Source organism: Plantactinospora soyae (assembly GCF_014874095.1).
Taxonomy (GTDB): Bacteria; Actinomycetota; Actinomycetes; order Mycobacteriales; family Micromonosporaceae; genus Plantactinospora; species Plantactinospora soyae.
On the sequence record NZ_JADBEB010000001.1, the window covers coordinates 1,719,352 to 1,738,586 of the forward strand.

The 19,235-nt window shown below is 71.7% G+C and carries 15 protein-coding genes; 5 read left to right on the top strand and 10 right to left on the bottom strand.

The window, feature by feature from the left end; genetic code table 11:
* The first annotated feature begins 52 nt into the window (after positions 1-52).
* Entirely contained in the window at positions 53-571 is a 519-nt protein-coding gene (locus H4W31_RS07645; protein ID WP_192766016.1) for a YbjQ family protein, read from the top strand.
* A gap of 66 nt (positions 572-637) precedes the next feature.
* Here the strand turns inward: H4W31_RS07645 and H4W31_RS07650 are convergent, their stop codons facing one another.
* The 3 genes from H4W31_RS07650 to H4W31_RS07660 form a co-directional block, all read right to left on the bottom strand.
* The gene (locus H4W31_RS07650; RefSeq protein WP_192766017.1) at positions 638-1,144 is read right to left on the bottom strand and encodes a hypothetical protein; all 507 of its coding nucleotides are present in this window, start codon (positions 1,142-1,144) and stop codon (positions 638-640) included.
* A gap of 219 nt (positions 1,145-1,363) precedes the next feature.
* Entirely contained in the window at positions 1,364-2,788 is a 1,425-nt protein-coding gene (purB, locus tag H4W31_RS07655; protein ID WP_192766018.1) for an adenylosuccinate lyase, read from the bottom strand.
* A gap of 218 nt (positions 2,789-3,006) precedes the next feature.
* On the bottom strand, positions 3,007-4,728 hold the full coding sequence (locus tag H4W31_RS07660; RefSeq protein ID WP_192766019.1) for a S8 family peptidase: 1,722 nt from the start codon (positions 4,726-4,728) through the stop codon (positions 3,007-3,009).
* Positions 4,729-5,008: 280 nt separating this feature from the next.
* Between H4W31_RS07660 and H4W31_RS07665 the strand changes: the two genes are divergently transcribed.
* Positions 5,009-7,618 (top strand): ATP-binding protein, encoded by a 2,610-nt coding sequence (locus H4W31_RS07665; protein WP_192766020.1) that lies wholly within the window; start codon positions 5,009-5,011, stop codon positions 7,616-7,618.
* A gap of 29 nt (positions 7,619-7,647) precedes the next feature.
* On the opposite strand, the gene H4W31_RS07670 is transcribed toward H4W31_RS07665, so the two are convergent.
* Positions 7,648-7,851 carry a DUF397 domain-containing protein gene (locus H4W31_RS07670; protein ID WP_192766021.1) on the bottom strand — a complete coding sequence of 68 codons (204 nt, stop codon included), beginning with the start codon at positions 7,849-7,851 and terminating at the stop codon, positions 7,648-7,650.
* Positions 7,852-7,995: 144 nt separating this feature from the next.
* Between H4W31_RS07670 and H4W31_RS07675 the strand changes: the two genes are divergently transcribed.
* Positions 7,996-8,427, top strand: coding sequence for an uL11 family ribosomal protein (locus H4W31_RS07675; RefSeq protein WP_192766022.1), 432 nt, complete (start codon positions 7,996-7,998; stop codon positions 8,425-8,427).
* Between the two features lie 38 nt (positions 8,428-8,465).
* On the opposite strand, the gene H4W31_RS07680 is transcribed toward H4W31_RS07675, so the two are convergent.
* The 6 genes from H4W31_RS07680 to H4W31_RS07705 form a co-directional block, all read right to left on the bottom strand.
* Entirely contained in the window at positions 8,466-10,448 is a 1,983-nt protein-coding gene (locus tag H4W31_RS07680) for a sugar ABC transporter permease (RefSeq protein WP_192766023.1), read from the bottom strand.
* A 171-nt stretch (positions 10,449-10,619) separates the two neighbouring features.
* Complete coding sequence (locus H4W31_RS07685; protein ID WP_192766024.1) at positions 10,620-11,465, bottom strand: transglutaminase-like domain-containing protein; 846 nt, start codon at positions 11,463-11,465, stop codon at positions 10,620-10,622.
* Positions 11,466-11,475: 10 nt separating this feature from the next.
* The gene (locus H4W31_RS07690; protein WP_192766025.1) at positions 11,476-13,296 is read right to left on the bottom strand and encodes a sugar ABC transporter permease; all 1,821 of its coding nucleotides are present in this window, start codon (positions 13,294-13,296) and stop codon (positions 11,476-11,478) included.
* Positions 13,297-13,435: 139 nt separating this feature from the next.
* Positions 13,436-14,761 carry an MFS transporter gene (locus H4W31_RS07695; RefSeq protein WP_192766026.1) on the bottom strand — a complete coding sequence of 442 codons (1,326 nt, stop codon included), beginning with the start codon at positions 14,759-14,761 and terminating at the stop codon, positions 13,436-13,438.
* On the bottom strand, positions 14,748-15,335 hold the full coding sequence (locus H4W31_RS07700) for an ArsR/SmtB family transcription factor (protein WP_192766027.1): 588 nt from the start codon (positions 15,333-15,335) through the stop codon (positions 14,748-14,750). The genes H4W31_RS07695 and H4W31_RS07700 overlap by 14 nt, the downstream gene beginning before the upstream one ends.
* A 66-nt stretch (positions 15,336-15,401) precedes the next feature.
* Positions 15,402-16,694 (bottom strand): acetyl-CoA C-acetyltransferase, encoded by a 1,293-nt coding sequence (locus tag H4W31_RS07705; protein WP_192766028.1) that lies wholly within the window; start codon positions 16,692-16,694, stop codon positions 15,402-15,404.
* 57 nt (positions 16,695-16,751) lie between these two features.
* Between H4W31_RS07705 and H4W31_RS07710 the strand changes: the two genes are divergently transcribed.
* Together H4W31_RS07710 and H4W31_RS07715 are read left to right on the top strand one after the other, a co-directional pair.
* Positions 16,752-18,206, top strand: coding sequence for a 3-oxoacyl-ACP reductase (locus tag H4W31_RS07710; RefSeq protein ID WP_192766029.1), 1,455 nt, complete (start codon positions 16,752-16,754; stop codon positions 18,204-18,206).
* A gap of 44 nt (positions 18,207-18,250) precedes the next feature.
* Positions 18,251-19,144 carry a MaoC/PaaZ C-terminal domain-containing protein gene (locus tag H4W31_RS07715; protein ID WP_192766030.1) on the top strand — a complete coding sequence of 298 codons (894 nt, stop codon included), beginning with the start codon at positions 18,251-18,253 and terminating at the stop codon, positions 19,142-19,144.
* The last annotated feature ends 91 nt before the right edge of the window (positions 19,145-19,235 follow it).

The window sequence follows — 19,235 nt, forward strand, 5'->3', positions numbered from 1 at the left end:
ACCTTCTTCGGGCCGTGGACGGCGTTTCACGGTGGCCGCGCCGTTTTGCAGAATGAGGCGATGTGAACACGCCTCGCAAATTGGCCGGCCCCGTCTCTGCCAGCATCAACGTGTGCTGGTCGTGACGACGGATCACCTACCGGGGTACGAGATCCGCGCAGTACTCGGTGAGGTCGTATCTTCCCAGGCCCGAACCCGGAATCCGTACCGGGAAGGCGTCAAGAACCTCCGAGGTGGTGCCTATGACCCCAAGGCGCCCGAGAACCTGACCCGCTGGCGTACCGACGCCGTGCAGAAGTTGGGTGAGGAGGCCACCCGGCTCGGCGCCAACGCCGTGATCGGGATGCGGTTCGACCACCGCGAGGTCGGCGAGATGTGGATGGAACTCTGCGCCTACGGTACGGCCGTGGTGGTCGTCCGGCGGCCCGTCGAGAATCCGCCCACCGACCAGCCGAAGGTCGCCGCCGAAACCGCGCACCTGGCGGAGCCCCTCGACTCCGGGGCGATCGCGGAGGCACCCAGCGCGCCGGACCTCGGCAGCGCCGCCGGCACCCCCACCCCCCGCAACTGACCTGCAAGGAAGGGCCCCTTCTTATCGTTTTCTGTAGAAGAAGGGCCCCTTCCTAACACCTCCGGCTTAGCGGGGGACGCAGCTGAGCAGGATGCTGCGCATCGAGCCCATGCCGTAGTGGTCGACGTCGCCGGAGATCTCCGCGACCTCGCGCAGGATCGGCCCGATCTCCACGCCGGCCCCGGTCGCCTCCCGACAGAGGTCGGTGAGGGTCAGCAACTCGTCCCGGGTGTCGGCGCCCTGGTCCCGGGCGGAGAGCAGCAGCAGCCAGCGCCGGAACCGGTCCGGAGTGTCCGCCGGGTCCGGTGGGTGAACCGCCGACCGGAACGACCGGTAACGGGCGAAGAGGTCCCGAATCGCCGTACGGGTCGACTCGTCACCTTCGCCGTACCGGCTGAGCAGGGTGGCCAGGGCGGTTTCCGCCTGGTCCGCGACACCGGCCTGTACGACCGCTGGCGGCGCCTGACGCATCCGCTCCACCCAGTTCGGCTCGTCGAGGTCCACCGGGGCGTTGGCGATCGGTGCGAGGGCCTGGTCGAGCCGGGACACCGTCGCTTCCAGGTCGTCGGACACCGCCTCAGTCTGGTACCGGTGCGCCAACGCGCCGGATCCGCGAGCCGAACCGGATCCTCCGCGAGCCGGACCGGGGCGCCGAACCGGACCGGGGCGCCGAACCGGACCGGGGCGCCGAACCGGACCGGGGCGCCGAGCCGAACCGGGGCGCCGAACCGAACCGGATCCTCCGCGAGTTGGACGGGGGCGCCGAACCGGACGAGGTTCGGCGGGCGGGGCTCAGAGGATCGGGGCCGGGTCGTACGCGGCGGCCTCGGGGTGTGCGGCGACCACCTCGGCCACCCGCTCGGCCACGGCCCGGACCTGCGCGGACGCCGCCCCGGTGAAGCCGGCCCGATCGGCGACCAGTTCGTCGATCTCGGCCCGGGTCAGCTCCAGCCGGCCGTCGGCGGCGAGCCGGTCGAAGAGGTCGTTCTCGGCTGCGCCCTTCTCCCGCATGCCCAGTGCCACGGCGACGGCGTGCTCCTTGATCACCTCGTGTGCGGTCTCCCGGCCGACCCCGCGCCGTACGGCCGCGACCAGGATCTTGGTGGTGGCCAGGAACGGCAGGTAGCGGTCCAGCTCGCGGGCGATCACCGCCGGGTACGCGCCGAACTCGTCGAGCACGGTGAGGAAGGTCTGGAACAGCCCGTCGGCGGCGAAGAAGGCGTCCGGCAGCGCGACCCGGCGGACCACCGAGCAGGAGACGTCGCCCTCGTTCCACTGATCGCCCGCCAGCTCGCCGACCATCGACAGGTAGCCACGGATGATCACCGCGAACCCGTTGACCCGCTCGCTGGACCGGGTGTTCATCTTGTGCGGCATCGCGCTGGAGCCGACCTGGCCCGGCTTGAACCCCTCGGTGGCCAGTTCCTGGCCGACCATCAGCCGGATCGTGGTGGCCAGCGAGGACGGCGCCGCGGCCGTCTGGGCGAGCGCCGAGATGACGTCGAAGTCCAGCGAACGCGGGTAGACCTGGCCGACGCTGTCGAACACCCGCTGGAAGCCGAGGTGCTCGGCGACCCGGCGCTCCAGCTCGGCGAGCCGCTCGGCGTCACCGTCGAGCAGGTCGAGCTGGTCGGCGGCGGTGCCGACCGGCCCCTTGATGCCGCGCAGCGGATAGCGCTCGATCAGGTCGGTCAGCCGCTCGTACCCGATCAGCAGTTCCTCGGCGGCCGAGGCGAACCGCTTGCCCAGCGTGGTCGCCTGGGCGGCGACGTTGTGCGAGCGGCCGGTCATCACCAGGTCGGCATGTTCCACCGCGAGCCGGGCCAGCCGGGCCAGGGTGGCGACCACCCGGTCCCGGATCAGCTCCAGCGAGGCGCGGACCTGCAACTGCTCGACGTTCTCGGTGAGATCCCGGGAGGTCATCCCCTTGTGCACGTGCTCGTACCCGGCCAGCGCGCTGAACTCCTCGATCCGCGCCTTCACGTCGTGTCGGGTGACCCGCTCCCGGGCCGCGATCGAGGCCAGGTCGACCTGGTCGAGCACCCCCTCGTACGCCTCGACCACGCCGTCCGGCACCGAGACGCCAAGATCACGCTGTGCCTGGAGTACGGCCAGCCAGAGCCGCCGCTCCAGCCGGATCTTCTCCTCCGGGGACCAGAGCACGGCGAGCTCGGCCGAGGCGTAGCGGTTGGCGAGGACGTTGGGAATGCTGGTCACCCCGCCATTCTTGACCATCCCGCCCCGAGCCGACCTATCGGGCACCGGGCCCGGTGGTCTTCGGCACCGAGCCCAGCGGTCCCCAGTACGGCGGGCCGCGCTAAGTCGGGGGCGGAGGACGACGACGCACGACGACGGACCGGACGGCGCACGACGGATGCCCGCCGTGCGCCGTCCAGGCGACGAAGACCGTCACCGAAACGGGTCCCGGTCACGGATCAGTTCCAGGGGTTTCCCGCCTGGTCGTTGATGTGCGCCCAGAACCGGGTATTTCCGGGCAGAGTGCCGTGCGCCCAGAGGTTCCACCCGCTGCGGAGCATGAGGGGCGGGAGGGGCCGGGGGAACGGGCGCGTGTAGTAGTAGTACCCGTCGTGGAACTCGGCCATCCGCCAGCCGCCGCCGAAGGTCGTCGCGCAGATCCGGTTCGCCTCGGCCGCGCTGCTCAGTCGGGTGCCGGGCACCGGCGGGGTGAGCTGCACCGAACCCCCGGCCCAGCCGTTGTACTGGTCAGGTGTGATCCCGGCCGGGATAGCGGCACCGGTCTCCAACAGGCAGAGGATCGGCAGACTGGCACTGGCCGGCGTGTCCCCCTGGTAGGGGTTGGTCTGCTCGTCGGAACCGACCAGCACGACATTGTCGGCGCGCTGCTCCTTCACCCGCCAGGTCATCGCGGTGTGCGTACCGGGACTCTGGGCGAAGAGCAGGAGGTTCGGCGAGCCCTGGACGTCGGAGAGCACGCCCGGGGTCGCGCTGCCGGTGAGCCACCCGGCGACCTCGGCCGGAGGCGCGGCCGGAAACGCCTCCAGGTACAGGGCTGCGGCGCCGGCCACGTGCGGGCTGGCCATCGAGGTGCCACTGCCCAGCTGGACGGCGTTGTCCGAGGCGATTCCGGTGGAGTGGATGTTCTCGCCCGGGGCGAAGAGCGCGACGCAGTCGCCGAAGTTGGAGAACCAGGCCCGGCTGTCCCCGGAGGTGCTGGCCGCGACGGTGACCACGTTCGGCAGGTACGCCGGGGACTGGCCGCACGCGTTGGAGTTGGCGTTGCCGGCCGCGACGACGTACGTCACCCCGGCGTTGATCGAGTTGACGACCGCGGCGTCGAGCACCGGGTCCGGCGGCCCGCCCAGGCTCATGTTCGCCACCGATGGGCCGGTCCGGTTGGCGGTGATCCAGTCGACCCCGGCGACGACCAGGGACGTGGCGGTGTTCGGCGAGCAGCCGAACACCCGGACGGGAACCAGCCGTACCCCCTTGGCCACCCCGTACGCGGCGGAGCCGACCGTACCGGCGACGTGCGTACCGTGCCCGTGGCAGTCGCCGGTGCCGTTGCCGTCGTTGATCGCGGTGAACCCGCCGGCCACCCGTCCACCGAACTCCGCGTGGGTGGACCGGATGCCGCTGTCGACGACGTAGACCGTGACGCCGGCACCGGTACGGCTGTAGTCGTAGACGTTGTTCAGCGGCAGGTCGCGCTGGTCCACCCGGTCCAGGCCCCAGGTGACCGGGGTCTGCACGGTGTCGAGGGTGATCTGCTGGTCGGGCGCGATGTAGGCCACGTCGGGATCGTCGCGCAGCGCGGCGACCTGGTTCGGGGTCAGCTTCGCCGAGAAGCCGTTGAGCGCGCGGTGGTAGCGGTGTTCGACGCGCCCGCCCAGCGCCGTCGCCCGGGACACCGCCGCGCCACTTTTCGCGGCGGCACCCGTCCCCGGCTTTCCGTTGAGGACGACGATGTAACTCCCGGGTACCGCCGGTCCGGTCGCGGACAGCAGCGGGGCCGGCCCGCCCCGGTCGGTGGGGTCGGCACCGGCAGCCATTCCGGGCGCGACGAAGCTCCCGGCCAGTAGTCCGAGGAGGGCGGCGGCGGTCGTGATGCCGCGCCGTCGGGGTAACCGTTGCCGGCTCCCGACCGGGCCGTGCCGGCCAACGTGATCGTCGAACATGGACAATCTCCTTCCCGCAGGACATCCCACCGGAGCCGCCACGGATCGGACCAGCGGAGTGGGACCGGGTGGCGAACTCGTCGACAGCGTCGTCGCGTCGCCGCCACGCCTCCGCGAGATCCGACCGGCAGCACCGGGCCGTACCCGGCGATGGTCGCGGATCGGCGGGCGGTGGGATCCGGTTTCCGGACAGCGGCAGAAATCGACAGACATCTGTTGATCATTTAGAGCTGCGGTCTAGGCTTCGTCCGTCGGCCGGACACCAGAGGGGTCCCACCAGATGGCGCACCGCTCGAACGGGCATGTCTTCGACCAGTCTTCACTCGACGTGTCCGAGGTGCGGACACTGCCCGACCTGGCCACGGTGCTGCGGGCACTTCGGCGCCGGCACGCACGCCAGCGCCGGGACGGCGAACTGACCTACCGTGAGCTGGCCGCCCGTACCGGCTGGTCGACGGCGGCGGTCGCGGAGTACCTGACCGGCAGGACCCTGCCTCCCACCGACCGGTTCGACGTCCTGGTCGAGCTGCTCGGCGCCACGCCGGTGGAGCAGGGCGTGCTGGCCACCGCCCGGGACCGGGTCGCCGAACAGCAACGGCGTACCCCGCGTCGGCCGGCCAAGGCAGGTCAGCGGTCCGTCCCCCGGCAGTTGCCGGCAGACGTATTCGCCTTCGTGGGACGCGGCGAGCAGCTTGCCCGCCTCGACGCCATGCTGGCCGGCCCGGCACCGACCGCAGTGGTGATCTCGGCCGTCTCCGGTACGGCCGGAGTCGGCAAGACCGCGCTGGCGGTGCACTGGGCCCACCGGGTGGCCGACCGCTTCCCGGACGGGCAGTTGTACGTCAACCTGCGCGGCTACGACCCGGAGCAACCGATGCCGCCGACCGACGCGCTGGCCCGGCTGCTGGCCTCGTTGCGGGTGAGCGGGGCGGAGATCCCGATCGACGTCGACGAACGGGCCGCCCGCTACCGCAGCCAGTTGGCCGGCCAGCGGATGTTGATCGTGCTGGACAACGCGGCGACGGTGGAGCAGGTCCGCCCGCTGCTGCCCGGCACCCCCTCCTGCGCGGTGGTGGTGACCAGCCGGGACAGGCTGGTGGGCCTGGTGGCCCGGGACGGCGCCCGCCGGGTCGATCTCGACCTGCTGCCGCTGCCCGATGCGGTCGCGCTGCTGGGCCATCTGGTCGGGCCGAGGGCCGAGGCCGAACCCGGGGCGGTCGCCACCCTGGCGAACCTGTGTGCGCGGCTGCCGCTGGCGCTGCGGGTCGCCGCCGAACGGGCCGCCACGCACCCGGCCGCCACCCTGGCCGAACTGACCGCCGAGCTGGCGGACCGGCAGCGACGGCTGGAGTTGATGGATGCGGACGGAGATCCGCGCGCCGCCGTCACCGCAGTCTTCTCCTGGTCGCTGCAACACCTGCCGCCGCCGGTCGCCCGCACCTTCCGGCTGCTGGGCCTGCACCCCGGCGCGGACTTCGACGAGTACGCGGCTGCCGCGCTCGCGGGCACCGACCCGGCGTCGGCCCGCAGCGACCTGGACGTGCTGGCCCGGGCCCATCTGGTCCATCCCGTCGCCACCGGTCGGTACGGCATGCACGACCTGCTGCGTGCCTATGCCACGCACCTCGCTGTCACGCTGGAGTCCGATGCCGGGCGGCGCACCGCCCTGGAGGGATTGTTCGACGCCTACCTCGGTACGGTCCGCGCCGCGACGAAGTTGCTCGACCTGACCGACGCCCGTTGGCGGCTCCGGGTCGACGCTCCGACCGCCACGGGCCGTCCCCTGGCCACCCCCGAGGTCGCGCGCGCCTGGTTGGACACCGAACTGCCCAACCTGGCCGCCGTCGCCACGCACGGCGGAGCCGGCGGTTGGCCCGCACACGCCATCGACCTGTCGGCCCTGCTGTACCGCTACCTCGACGGCGGTCACTACGCCGACGCGCTGACCATACACAGCCAGGCGTACCGGGCAGCCGAGTCGACCGGCGATCGGGCCGGCCAGGCGTACGCCCTGCTCGGCATCGGCGTCACCCACCTGCACATGTGCCAGTACGAGCGGGCCGTCGACCATCTCCGGCAGGCCCTGACCGTGGCGGAGCAGGCCGATGACCGTACCCAGCAGGCGCGGGTGTTGACCGTCCTCGGCAACCTGGAACGGCTCAGGGGTCGACCCGAGCCGGCCGCCGGATATCTCGACCGGGCCATGAACCTCGCCCGGTCGACCGGCGACGACGCCCAACAGGGCCTCGCACTGAGCAACCTGGGCACTGTCGATGCCCAGCAGGGCCGCTACGAACCCGCCGTCGGACATTTCGAGCGGGCCGCCGCGCTGCTCGGCCGCAGCGGCAACCGGTTGGGCGAAGCGACCGCGTTGACCAACCTCGGGCTCGCCGAGCAGCGGCTGAGCCAGTACGAGGCCGCCGCCGGCCACCTCCGGCAGGCCCTGACCGTGTTCCGGCAGCTCGGTCACCGGCAGGGTCAGGCCAACACGCTGGACAACCTCGGCAGCGTCCATCTCAGCCTCGGCCAGCCGGACCAGGCCGTCGAGTACTTCACCGAGGCGCTGAGCCTCTGCCGCGAGATCGACGACCGGGAGGTGCAGGTATGGGTACTCAACGGTCTCGGTGAGGCCGCGTACACCACGGGCCGGCACGCCGACGCCCTCGCCCACCACACCGAGGCGCTCGCCATCGCCGACGAGATCGAGGCCCGGGAACCGCAGGCGCGTGCCCACGCCGGACTCGGCTACGCGCATCGGGACCTCGGTGACCTGGCCGGGGCCCGCCGGCACTTCGAACACGCCCTCGCCGGCTACAGCGAACTGAAGTCCCTGGAAGCCGACAACATCCGTACCCTGCTCGCCGCGCTTCCCGCCTCCGGCGACGGCTGATCAGCCGGTCGGGGTCGGCCCCGGGGGGATCACGACCTGTCGAAGGCACCAGTCTTCGAGGCGCCGATGAAGGACCGCCAGGTGGCCGGGGAAAAGGCCAGGATCGCGTCGTCGGGGCGTTTGGAGTCCCGTAACGCGATCAGGTCGGCGGTCTGGGCAACCTCCACGCAGTCGTTGTTCCCACCGCCGCTGGAGCGGGTGCTCGTGCGCCACGTCAGACCCCGCGTGTCCATAGTCGCCGACCCTCGGCCGGTACCAGGCCCTCGCGGCGACGGATCTGGTCGACCTGACACCGGAGGAGCTGCGTACCCGATTCCTGGGTTGGGTGGAAAAACCGCGTTGACCTTCCAGTTACTGGAATCCATAGCGTCGCCGGCATGGCTACCCCGAAGAAGATCTCTCGCGAGATCACCCTGGAGCTCGACGCCGGTAACGCCGCCATGGTCGAGATCGGCAAGATGCTCGGCCCGACCGGCGTCAACACCCGACAGCTGAAGCTCGACTACGACGCGGCCACCGCAGCACAGCGCGGAGAGATCGTCCCGGTCGTGGTGACCGTCTTCGAGGACCGCTCGTACGCGCTGCGCTACAAGACGCCGCCGACGGCGTACCTGATCCGCAAGGTGCTCGGGCTGGCCGGCGGATCGGCGAAGCCCGGCACCCAGGCGGTGGCCAAGATGTCTCGCCAGCAACTCCGGGAGGTCGCCGAGCGCAAACTGCCGGATCTCAACACCGATGATGTGGTGGCGGCGATGCGGCAGGTCGCCGGCACCGCCCGCTCGATGGGTGTGCTCATTGCCGACGAGTGACGGTCTCCGGCGTGGTGACGTCGATGTCACCCCAGGCGTTACTCGGCCTTGTCGACCGATGGCGGCGGCTCGGCCGGTGGCGGCTGCGCCGGCGCGGGCGGTGCCGGCGGTGCTCCGTGCGGGCCAGGCTGCGGCGGCACCGCACCCGCACCGACCGATCCCTGCGGCGGCTGAGCGCTGTAAGGCTGGGCACCGTGGGGCTGTTGGGCACCGTAGGGCTGGGCAGCGTAAGTCGGAGCGCCGTAGGGCTGTTGGGCACCGTACTGATGCGGCGGAGTGCCGTAGGCCGGCGGACCGTACGCCTGGGTCGGCGGGCCGTACGGCTGCGGCGGTACCGGGGCGCCGAACCCGGTGTTCTGCGGCGCCGGTGGTGCCGGGGGCTCCGAGGCCGACCGACCCACCCGGATGGCCAGGCGGTCCAGGTAACCGACCTGGAGCGCGGCGAACGCCAGCAGGAACACGATCAGCAGTGGCAGCGGCAGGACCAGGCTCAGACTGTCGGCCTTCGGACCATCGTATCCGGCCATCAACATCTCGGCGAGAACCGGCGCCGGCATCCTGTCGACGTCCGATGCGATCAACCGCGACCAGAACGGCTGCTGGGCACTGAACAGCCAGGTCAGCAGGAACACCGCGGCCAGCATCGGCAGCGCCGGCAGCAGCAGGGTACGGCCCACGTCGCCGCCGCTCCGCCACTTCGGGTGCTGCCCCCGGAACAGCAGAGTGAAGACGAACAGCGCCGGTACGGAGAGCCAGACCGGCGGGATCAGGCCGAGGAACGTGTTGACCTGGTCTCCCTCCGCAACTCGCTTGAAGCCGGCGACCGCCAGCGGACCGACGCCGACGAAGAGCCACGGTGCGAACGGGATCAGGAGCAGTTCACTCCACCGGCCGAGCGGTCGCAGTGCGCCGATGCCGAAGCCGGCGACCGCCGCCAGCCCGACCGAGACCAGCGCCGAGATGAACGGTGGCAGCCAGGTGTTGACGAGTACGTCCGACGTACTGATGTCGCCGGGAAGTTCGGCACCACCGAAGGCGTGCTGCAACCAGGGCGCGGACGCCCAGCCGAAGATGCCGAGGAAGACCACCAGCGCGGCGATGACTGTCCCGAGGTAGACGGTCCGGCCCGGTCCACGGGTCGGCGCGGCCGGGCCGTCGGGAGCGGCGAGAGCAGCGGGTGGAGCGGGGGTGGCCGTGGTGGTCGGGTTGCCCGGCAGTCCGCCGGACCGGTCCCGCCAACCGTCGAACTCGATCAGGGTACGGCTGGCCAGCAGCAGTCCGGTCGCGGCGAGCCCGAGCAGACCGAGCAGCAACAGCAGCACCGTGGAGCCGGCGGCGCCCAGTCCCATCCGGGCGATCCGGAAGCTGTCCTGCACCACGTCGAGCATCGGAGTCACGGTGGACCCGTCCGGCCCGCCCCCGGTGAGCAGCGTCGGCGCGGTGAAGATCTGGAGGGTCAGGGCGAGCACGGCCAGGCCGACGAACCCGCCGACGGTCAGCAGGGCCGGAGTCGGCCGGCGACCGGGTTCCCGCTGCCGCAGCGCGCTCAGGAACGCCGTCGCGGCGACCGCGACGACCAGCCCGAACGAGGTCATCGCGAGTATTCCGGTCAGCTCGAGCCGCGCGACGTCCGCGAGCGAGTCCGACTCGGCCAGCCGTACCCGCCAGCCGAGGAACAGGGCGGTCGGGGCGTACCCGGCGATCGGCAGGGCCAGCACGCCCCGGGTCACCAGTCGGGGTACCCGACCGGCCCGGTCGGCGACGACCGCGAGCAGCGGCGCGGCCAGCAGCGCGAACGCCAGTGGCAACAGGCCGAGTAGGAGTGCGAAGCCGAACTGCCCGATTAGCCCGTCCTCGAAGAGCTGCTGATAGTTCTCACCACCGGCCGGTTCCGGTTCCCCGACCAGGCTGTCGTGCTGAAAACTCGTCAGCATCGTGGACACGGTCGGCACGACGTACGACCAGACCAGCGCGACCAGCGCCGGTAGTAGCAGTGCCAGCCCGAGCAGCACCCGTCCCACCGAGCCGGATCCGACCGGCCGTACGGGATGGCCTGTTGCGGGGTTGATTGTCCCGGTCCCTGGCGGTTGCCCTGGAAAACTCATCGCATACGTCCCGCCGCTCGACTCCATGACGACGACGACCGTACCGAACGGCGCTCCATACCGGTCTTCGCTGTGGTTGTTATCCGTTCAGTGCCCGGTGGGAACGCTGCCGGTCAGGGAGGGTGGTGCCAGGAGGCGCGGGTCGCTGCGGTAGGCCTCGGTCGCCTGCGGCAGCGGGCCACCGGCCGCGCTGACGACGGCGAGACGGTCGAGCAGGTCGATGTCCGCGGAATCCAGCTCGTCATAGTGGACGGGGATGATGCCCCAGTTGTCCCAGGGCAGCGTCTCGACCCGGTTGAGGCTGGCCAGGTCCCGTAGCACGTTGCCCTGGACCTCCCACATCCCGGTGATGCCGGCGGCGCTGAGGCCGAACCGGTCGGGGTCCCGGTGACCGGCCCGGCATTCCTGCCAGGCCTGGCCACCGACGAGGAATCCGTCGCGGGGCACGTCCAGCGGGTCGACGTCGGCGTCGGTGTAGGTGCCCTTGGGCACGCTGGCGACCTGTGCGTCGATCAGGCGCCAGCCGTGGTCCTCGTCCCAGGCCTCCACCACCCAGTGATCGTCGAAGAAGCCGTCGTTGAAGTAGCCGGCGAACCCGGCTCGCGCTCGGGCCGGTACGCCGGCGTGCCGCAGCATCGCGCAGAGCAGGACTGTGAAGTCCCGACAGGTGCCGGCGAAGCGCTCCTCCGGCCGGCGCTCGTCCAGGGTGCCGAGGTGGTCGAGAATCGCCTCGACGTACCGGGTGTTGGCCTCCTCGCGACGCTGCTCCGCAAGGGTGAAGCCGAACCGCCAGGCCCAGTCACGGTGCAGCATCACGCCGCCGATCACCGTGGCCATCCCCGCGACGTCGGCCGGCAGACCGCTGAACAGGTGCTGCCTGGCACCCGGGTCGGTCGGCCGGCTGTGGCCCCGGTAGTAGTCAAGCTCGTCCATGTTCGGCAGGTTAGCCGGGCGGTACGACGGATGCCTTCCGCTCCGCCGCGGGCACCGGATCGGGAAGCGCCGGAAGGTCGGCGGAGTCCACCGGATCCGGAACGTCCGGGTCGGCGGAGAGAGGTAGTGCGGGAAGCGGCGTCAGCTCCGGTGTGGGCCGGCCGACCCGGATGGCGAGCCGGTCCAGGTAGCCGAGCTGGATCCCGACGAACGCCACCAGGAACACCAGGAAGATCGGAAGCGGAAGCACCAGGCCCAGCAGCCCGGTGTCCAGCTCACCGTCCTCGCGTGCCGCGTGCTCGGCCAGCAGCGCCGCCGAGTCCTGCGGAACTCCGGTGTTCGCCTCGATCCAGCCCGTCTGCTGGGCGCCGAGCAACGTGGTCAGCAACACCGCGAGGAGCAGCATTGGCAGCGCCGGTACCAGCAGGGCGCGTCCCATCCCACCCCCGTGCCACCGCGCATGCTGGCCCCGGAAGAGCAGGGTGAAGGCGAACAGTGCCGGAATGGAGAGCGGGGCCAGCGGGATCACCTCCAGCAGGCCACGGTGGAAGCCGAACACCATGGTGACGCGGAGACTGTGGTCCAGCAGCACGGGGCCGAGGCCGACGAAGAGCCACGGCGCGAACGGCAGCAGCAGCAGTTCGCTCCACCGCCCCAACGGACGCAGTGCCCCGATGCCGAAGCCGGCGACCGCGGCCAGTCCGACCGAGACCAGTGCGCCGATCAGCGGTGGCAGCCAGGTATGGGTGAACAGCCGCGTGGTGTCGAGGTCAGCGGGTACGCCGTCGCCGGGAAACACCTTCGTCAGCCACGGCGCGACCGCCCAGCCGACGATGCCGAGAAAGACGACCAACGCGACGACCAGCAGTCCCGGGTTCCGGTAGCGCGTCCAGCCAGTGGCCATCGGCGCCGTCTCCGCTGGCTGTACCCGACCGTCCCGCCGGCCCTCGAACTCGATCCTCGCCCGGGTGGCCAACAGCAGCCAGGCCGCGCCGAGGCCGAGCAGCCCCAGGACGAGCAGCAGCAGTGTGGAGGTGGCGGCCGCCGACCCGAGGTCGTCGATCGAGAAGGTCGACATCGCTCCCATCAGCGGCGTCATGGTGGTCCCCCACGGCCCGCCTCCGGTGATCAGGCTCGGCCCGGCGAAGATCTGCAACGCCGTGGCCAGTACGCCCAGGGCGAGCAGGCCGCCGACGGTCAGCATGGCCGGGCCGGGGCGATGCTCGGGCGTCGAACGCCGCAGCGCACTCAGGTACGCCGTGGCGGCGACCGCGACGACCAACCCGAACGAGGTGGCGGCGAGCATCCGGGTCAGTTCGAGGCGGGCACCATCCTCCAGGGTGCCCGGTGCGAACCGCTCGAATGCCCAGCCGAGGAAGACCGCGGACGGGGCGTACCCGGCGATCGGCAGTACCAGCACGGCCCGGGTCACCAGCCGGGCCACCCGTCCGGTCCGGTCGGCGAGCACGGCGAGCAGCGGCGCGGCCAGCACCGCGAAGGCCAGCGGCAGTACGCCGAGCCAGAGCGCGAAGCCGAACTGCCCCACCACCCCGTCCTCGAAGGCGAACCGGTAGTTGTCGACACCGGCCGGCTCCGACGGGCCGAACACTCCACCGTGCTGGAAGCTCGCCATCACGGTGGACACCGTCGGCACGAGGTACGCCCAGGTCAGCGCGGTCAGCGCCGGCACCATCAGGGCGAACCCGAGCAGCGTACGTCCGATCGAGCGAAACGCCGGCCGCGCCGGTGCCGCCGACGGGCCGGGCGGTTCGGGCAGGGGTGGAGCGGGCAGGGGCGGGGCGGCTTCCACCGGCGGTGCTGGCTGACTCATCGTGTACGCCCCGTTGCTCGGTCCGATTGATCACGCGGAGGATACCGATCCGTCCGAACAGGCGGGACTCCCTTATCGCCTCGACCATGTCGACATCCGGTCGAGGCTTACGTCCGACCAAAGACCACAGTGGATCGGGTCAGGGCTTTCCGGCCAGGCTGGATGGTTCGACCGGCCCGACGGCACCCGGCGCGACCAACCCACCGGTCTCCGGAACATCCGGCGTCGGCGCATCCTCGGGCGCAGGCCGGTGCGCCGTCAGTTGGCGTACGCCGGGGTTGAGCAGCATGCCGAGCACCGCCAGCAGCACCACCCCGGCGGCGACCAGCAGGGTCGGTCCGGTTCCGAGGGCCACCGCCACCGGCCCGATGGCCATCTGACCGAGCGGGATGGCCAGGAACGAGCCGAGCGCGTCGTAGGAGTAGACCCGGGCGAGCCTGTCGGCCGGGATGTTCTGCTGCATCGAGGTCTCCCAGGCGATCGAGAACTGCTCCACCGCCGCCCCGGCGATGAACCCGGTGAGCAGCAGGAGGGCGAATCCGGGGGACCAGGCCAGCCCGACCAGCAGCAGTGCGTCGGCGAACATGCAGAGCACACCGAGCAGGAGCAGTCGGCGTACCCGGATGCGCAGCGCCACCAGCGCCCCGACCACCATCCCGACGGTCTGGGCGGCGAGCACCAGACCCCAGGCCCGGCGTCCGATCGTCTCGTCCGCGACGGCCGGGCCGAGGACGTTGACCGAGCTGGCGTACGCGAAGTTGATCAGGAGGAAGCCGAGGACCACCACCCAGACCCAGGAGCGGGAGACGAACTCGGTCCAGCCCTCGCGCAGTTCCCGGAACGGGTTGGGCCGGGTGGTGCCGCGGTTGGCGACCGAAGGGACCCGTACCCGGGCGAAGGCCAGCCCGGCCAATGCGAAGGTCGCGGCGTCCGCCAGCAGACCCCAGCCCGGTCCCACGCCGGCCACCAGGATGCCGCCGAGCGAGGCACCGCCGATCATGGCCGCGTTTACGCCGAGCCGGTTGAGGGCGTTGGCCGATTGCAGCAGTTCGGCCGGCACGGTCTGCGGCACCAGCGCGGCGGCGGCCGGCCAGGCGAAGGCGGTCACCACGCCGTTGACGGCGCTGAGCGCGATCAGCGTCGGGATCGTCGCGGTGCCGGTGAGCACCAGGGCCGCGACCGCGCCCTGGGTGACCGCCGCGAGCGTGCAGGAGACCACCATCACGGCGTTGCGGGGCAGCCGGTCGGCCAGCACGCCGCCGAAGAGCAGGAACAGCACGTTGGTCAGCGACCGCGCGCCGACCACGAGGCCGAGGTCGCGCACCGACCCGGTGAGATCGAGTACGGCGAACGCGAGCGCGATCGGCGCGATCGAGTTGCCGAGCATGGTGGCGGCCCGACCGAGTGCCAGGTAGCGGAAGGGTTGGTGCCGCAGCGGCGCGAGGGCGCTGTCACCGGACCGCATCGGTGTCCTCCATCCGGAACAGGGCGACGGTCGCGCTCACCCGCTGGGTGCCGGGGGTGTGCGCCGGACGGGCGGCCCGGTGCAGCCGGGCCGACGCCTCGGCGACCGCGTTCCGGATCTCGTCCCAGGTTTCGGGGTCGACCCAGAACTCGGCATCGGTGAGAAAGTTGCCGGGGCCGGGCTGTAGCTCGGCGGAGCGGCGTCGCAGTTCGGCGGCGAGTGCGGCGTAGACCAGCCGGTGTTCCGGGGTCGGCTCGCTTCCCGCCGCTGCCGGGGGTCGGCTCGGATTGCGCGCCGGGTCGTACCGGTAGCGCTTGGCGACCCCGCCCCGGATCCGCTCCTCGCCGGCCGCCTCGATCAGACCGGCTGCCAGCAGGTGCCGCAGGTGGTAGCTGGCGTTGGCGTGGGTGAGGTCGAGTTCGCGGGCGATCTCGGCGGCGGTCATCGCCGTCGCGGTCAGCAGCGACAGGATCCGCATCCGGACGGGATGGGCCAGGCCCCGCAGCCGCGCCCGCTGGTCCGGCGCTTCGTCGGCGTCCGGCTGCGGGTCCGGACCATCAACTCCCAAGGACATGTTGGGGAGTCTAGGAGACGGAACGCCAACTATCAAACACTTATTTGGGAGTGGGCGTCAGGCCGCTCAGCGTTCCAGGATCGCCACCACGCCCTGGCCGCCGGCCGCGCAGATCGAGATCAGGCCGCGTCCCGAGCCCCGCTGGGCGAGCAGCTTGGCCAGGGTGGCGACGATCCGGCCACCGGTCGCCGCGAACGGGTGCCCGGCGGCCAGGGACGAGCCGTTGACGTTCAGCTTGGCCGGGTCGATCGGACCCAGCGGGGCGTCCAGGCCGAGCTTGTCCTTGCAGAACTCCGGTGACTCCCACGCGGCGAGGGTCGCCAGCACCTGCGAGGCGAACGCCTCGTGGATCTCGTAGTAGTCGAAGTCCGCCAGGCTCAGCTTCGCCCTGGCGAGCAGCCGGGGTACGGCGTACGCGGGAGCCATCAGCAGCCCCTCGTCGCCGTGCACGAAGTCGACGGCGGCGGTCTCGGACGGGCCGAACCAGGCCAGCACCGGCAGGTTGTGCGCCTTCGCCCACTCCGGTGAGGCGAGCAGCACCGTCGACGCGCCGTCGGTCAGCGGCGAGGAGTTTCCGGCCGTCATGCTCGCCCGGTCGGCGTCCGGGCCCCGGGTGCCGAAGACCGGCCGGAGCGCGCCGAGTTTCTCCACGCTGGTGTCCGGGCGGAGGTTCTGGTCCCGGGTCAGCCCCAGGTACGGCGTGACAAGGTCGTCGAAGAACCCGCGCTCGTACGCGGCGGCGAGCCGCTGGTGCGACCGTACCGCCAGTTCGTCCTGGTCCTGGCGAGCGACGTTCCAGCGCCGGGCGGTGACGGCGGCATGGTCCCCCATCGACAGCCCGGTACGCGGCTCGGCGTTACGCGGGACCTCCGGCCGGAACGGCTGGGCCGGGCGCAGTCGGGTGGCGGCCCGCAGGCGCCCGCCGAGGCTCCGAGCGGCGTTGATCTCCAGCAGGGTGCGCCGCATGTCCTCGTTGACCGCCAGCGGCGCGTCCGAGGTGGTGTCCACGCCTCCGGCGATGCCGACGTCGATCTGCCCGAGGGCGATCTTGTTGGCGACCAGGATCGCCGCCTCCAGGCCGGTGCCGCAGGCCTGCTGGAGGTCGTACGCCGGGGTGCGCGGGTCGAGGCGGGAGCCGAGTACGACCTCGCGGGTCAGGTTGAAGTCCCGCGAGTGCTTCAGCACCGCTCCGGCGGCCACCTCACCGAGCCGCTCGCCGGCCAACCCGAACCGGGCGATCAGCCCGTCCAGGGCGGCGGTCAGCATGTCCTGGTTGGACGCCTTGGCGTACCGGCCGTTCGAGCGGGCGAACGGAATCCGGTTGCCTCCGACGACCGCGACACGACGTACGGTTTCCATGGTGACGCCTCCGGAACGCAGGGTTGTCACAACCTTACTCGCGAGTAGGCTACGCCCATGAGTGACAGGTACGCGAGCTTCGCCCACACCGGAGCCGGTCGGGCGCTGGTCAGGCGCCTCGGCCTGCCCGACCCGCCCCGCCTGCGCCGGTACCGTCCCGGTGACCCGCTGATCCACGGCCCGGTCCGGCTGGACGCCGCCCCCGGTGGCCGGCTGCGCGAACCCCTGGCGACACTGCTCGCCACGGCCGGGATCGAACTGTCCACCGAAGCCCAGATGACCAGCGGAGCCCCGGTGCCCGGCGGAGCCCCGATGTCCGGCGGTGCCGAGCTGACCGGCGGTGCCGACGTCGCCACCGGCCTCGGGGTGTCCGCGCACGGCGAGGCGACCGGTGCCCGGCCGGCTCCGCACGGTGCCCTGCTCTACGACGCCACCGGGATCACCGAGTCGACCGGGCTGCGCGCCCTCTTCGACTTCTTCCATCCGCTGGCCCGGGCGCTGCACCCGTCCGGCCGGGTGATCGTGTTCGGCACCCCGCCGGAGTCCTGCGCCAGCCATCGGGAGGCCACCGCGCAGCGCGCGTTGGAGGGTCTGATCCGCAGCATCGGCAAGGAGTTCGGCCGGGGCACCACCGCCCAGCTCGTCTACGTCGCCCCCAGTGCCGAACGGGCCGTCGAGTCGACGCTGCGTTTCCTCCTCTCCGGCCGCTCGGCGTACGTCTCCGGGCAGGTCGTCCGGATCACCCCGGCCGACGTACCCGAGGTCGACTGGGCGCGCCCGCTGGATGGCCGGATCGCCCTGGTCACCGGGGCGGCCCGGGGCATCGGCGCGCAGGTCGCCGAGGTGCTGGCCGCCGACGGTGCCCAGGTCGTGGCGCTCGACGTACCGGCCGCCGGGGACGCGCTCGCCGAGGTCGCCAACGGCGTCGGCGGTACGGCGGTACAGCTCGACCTGACCGCCCAGGACGCACCCGTACGGCTGGCCGAGCACCTGGCCGACCGGCACGATCGGGTGGACATCGTCGTGCACAACGCCGGAATCACCCGGGACAAGACCCTCGGCCGGATGAACCCGGACTGGTGGGACCAGGTCCTGGAGGTCAACCTGTCCAGCCAGGAGCGGATCAACGAGGTACTGCTGGACCGGGGGTTGATCCCGCACGGCGGCCGGCTGATCGGGGTCTCCTCGATCGCCGGGATCGCCGGCAACCGGGGACAGACCAACTACGCCACCTCGAAGGCCGGGGTGATCGGACTGGTGCACTCGATGGCACCACTGCTCGCCCAGCGGGGAATCACGATCAACGCCGTCGCCCCGGGCTTCATCGAGACCCGACTGACGGCCAGGATCCCGCTGGTGCTCCGCGAGGTCGGTCGGCGGATGAACAGCCTGGCCCAGGGTGGCCTGCCGGTCGACGTGGCGCAGACCATCGCCTGGTTCGCCTCGCCGGGATCCGCCGGGATCACCGGCAACGTGGTCCGGGTCTGCGGCCAGAACGTGCTCGGGGCCTGACAACCGACCGGAGGCCGCGTAATGACCGATCGAGTGGAGGCCTGATGACCGACGCCGAGATCGAGCTGTCGAGGATTCCGGCCGCCGGGCCGCTCTACCGCCGGGCGGCCATCGGGCTCGCCCCGGGCTTCGGACCGGCCCGGCGGGGCGACCGGCTGCCCGACCAGGAGCTGGTGGTCCGGGGGGTCACCGTCGACCGCGACCACCTGACCGGGTACGACCAGGTGTGCGGGTTCCGGCTCGCCGACGCGCTGCCGCCGACGTACCCGCACGTGCTGGCCTTTCCCCTGGCGTTGCGCCTGATGAGCGCGCCGGAGTTCCCGCTGCCGCTGGTCGGTCTGGTGCACGTGGCGAACCGGATCACCGTGCACCGCCGGATCGACGCGGCCGAGCCGCTGGACCTGTCGGTACGCGCCGTCGACCTGCGTCCGCACGACCGGGGGCGGCAGTTCGACGTACTGTGCACCGCCTCGGTCGGCACCGAGGTGGTCTGGCGCGGCGTGTCGACGTACCTGCGGCGGGAGCGCGGCGGGACGGAGAGCGCCCGGCCGGAGCACGGTGCGGCGGCGGATGGCCGGCGCGAGGCCGGGGAGCAGCGGACGCCGCCGGTCCCGAGCGCGCTGTGGCGGGTGCCGTCCCGGGTGGGCCGGGACTACGCCCGGGTGTCCGGGGACCGCAATCCGATCCACACCTCGCGGATCGCCGCCCGGCTGTTCGGCTTCCCGGGGCCGATCGCGCACGGCATGTGGAGCAAGGCCCGCTGCCTGGCCGCGCTGGAGGGCCGACTACCGGACGCGTACGAGGTGGAGGTGGCGTTCAAGCTGCCGCTGCCACTGCCCGGCACGGTCGCGTTCCACGCCGCCCCGGCCTGGACCTTCGCCCTGCACGACCCCGGGCGCGGCCGGCCCTACCTGGTCGGCGGGGTGGCGTCGATCTAGGGCTAAGCCGACAGCCCGGACCAAACATCGAAATTTACCGTTGACAGGGGCGAAGGCGCATCGATAGTCTTCGTTATGACCTGGAAAGCGC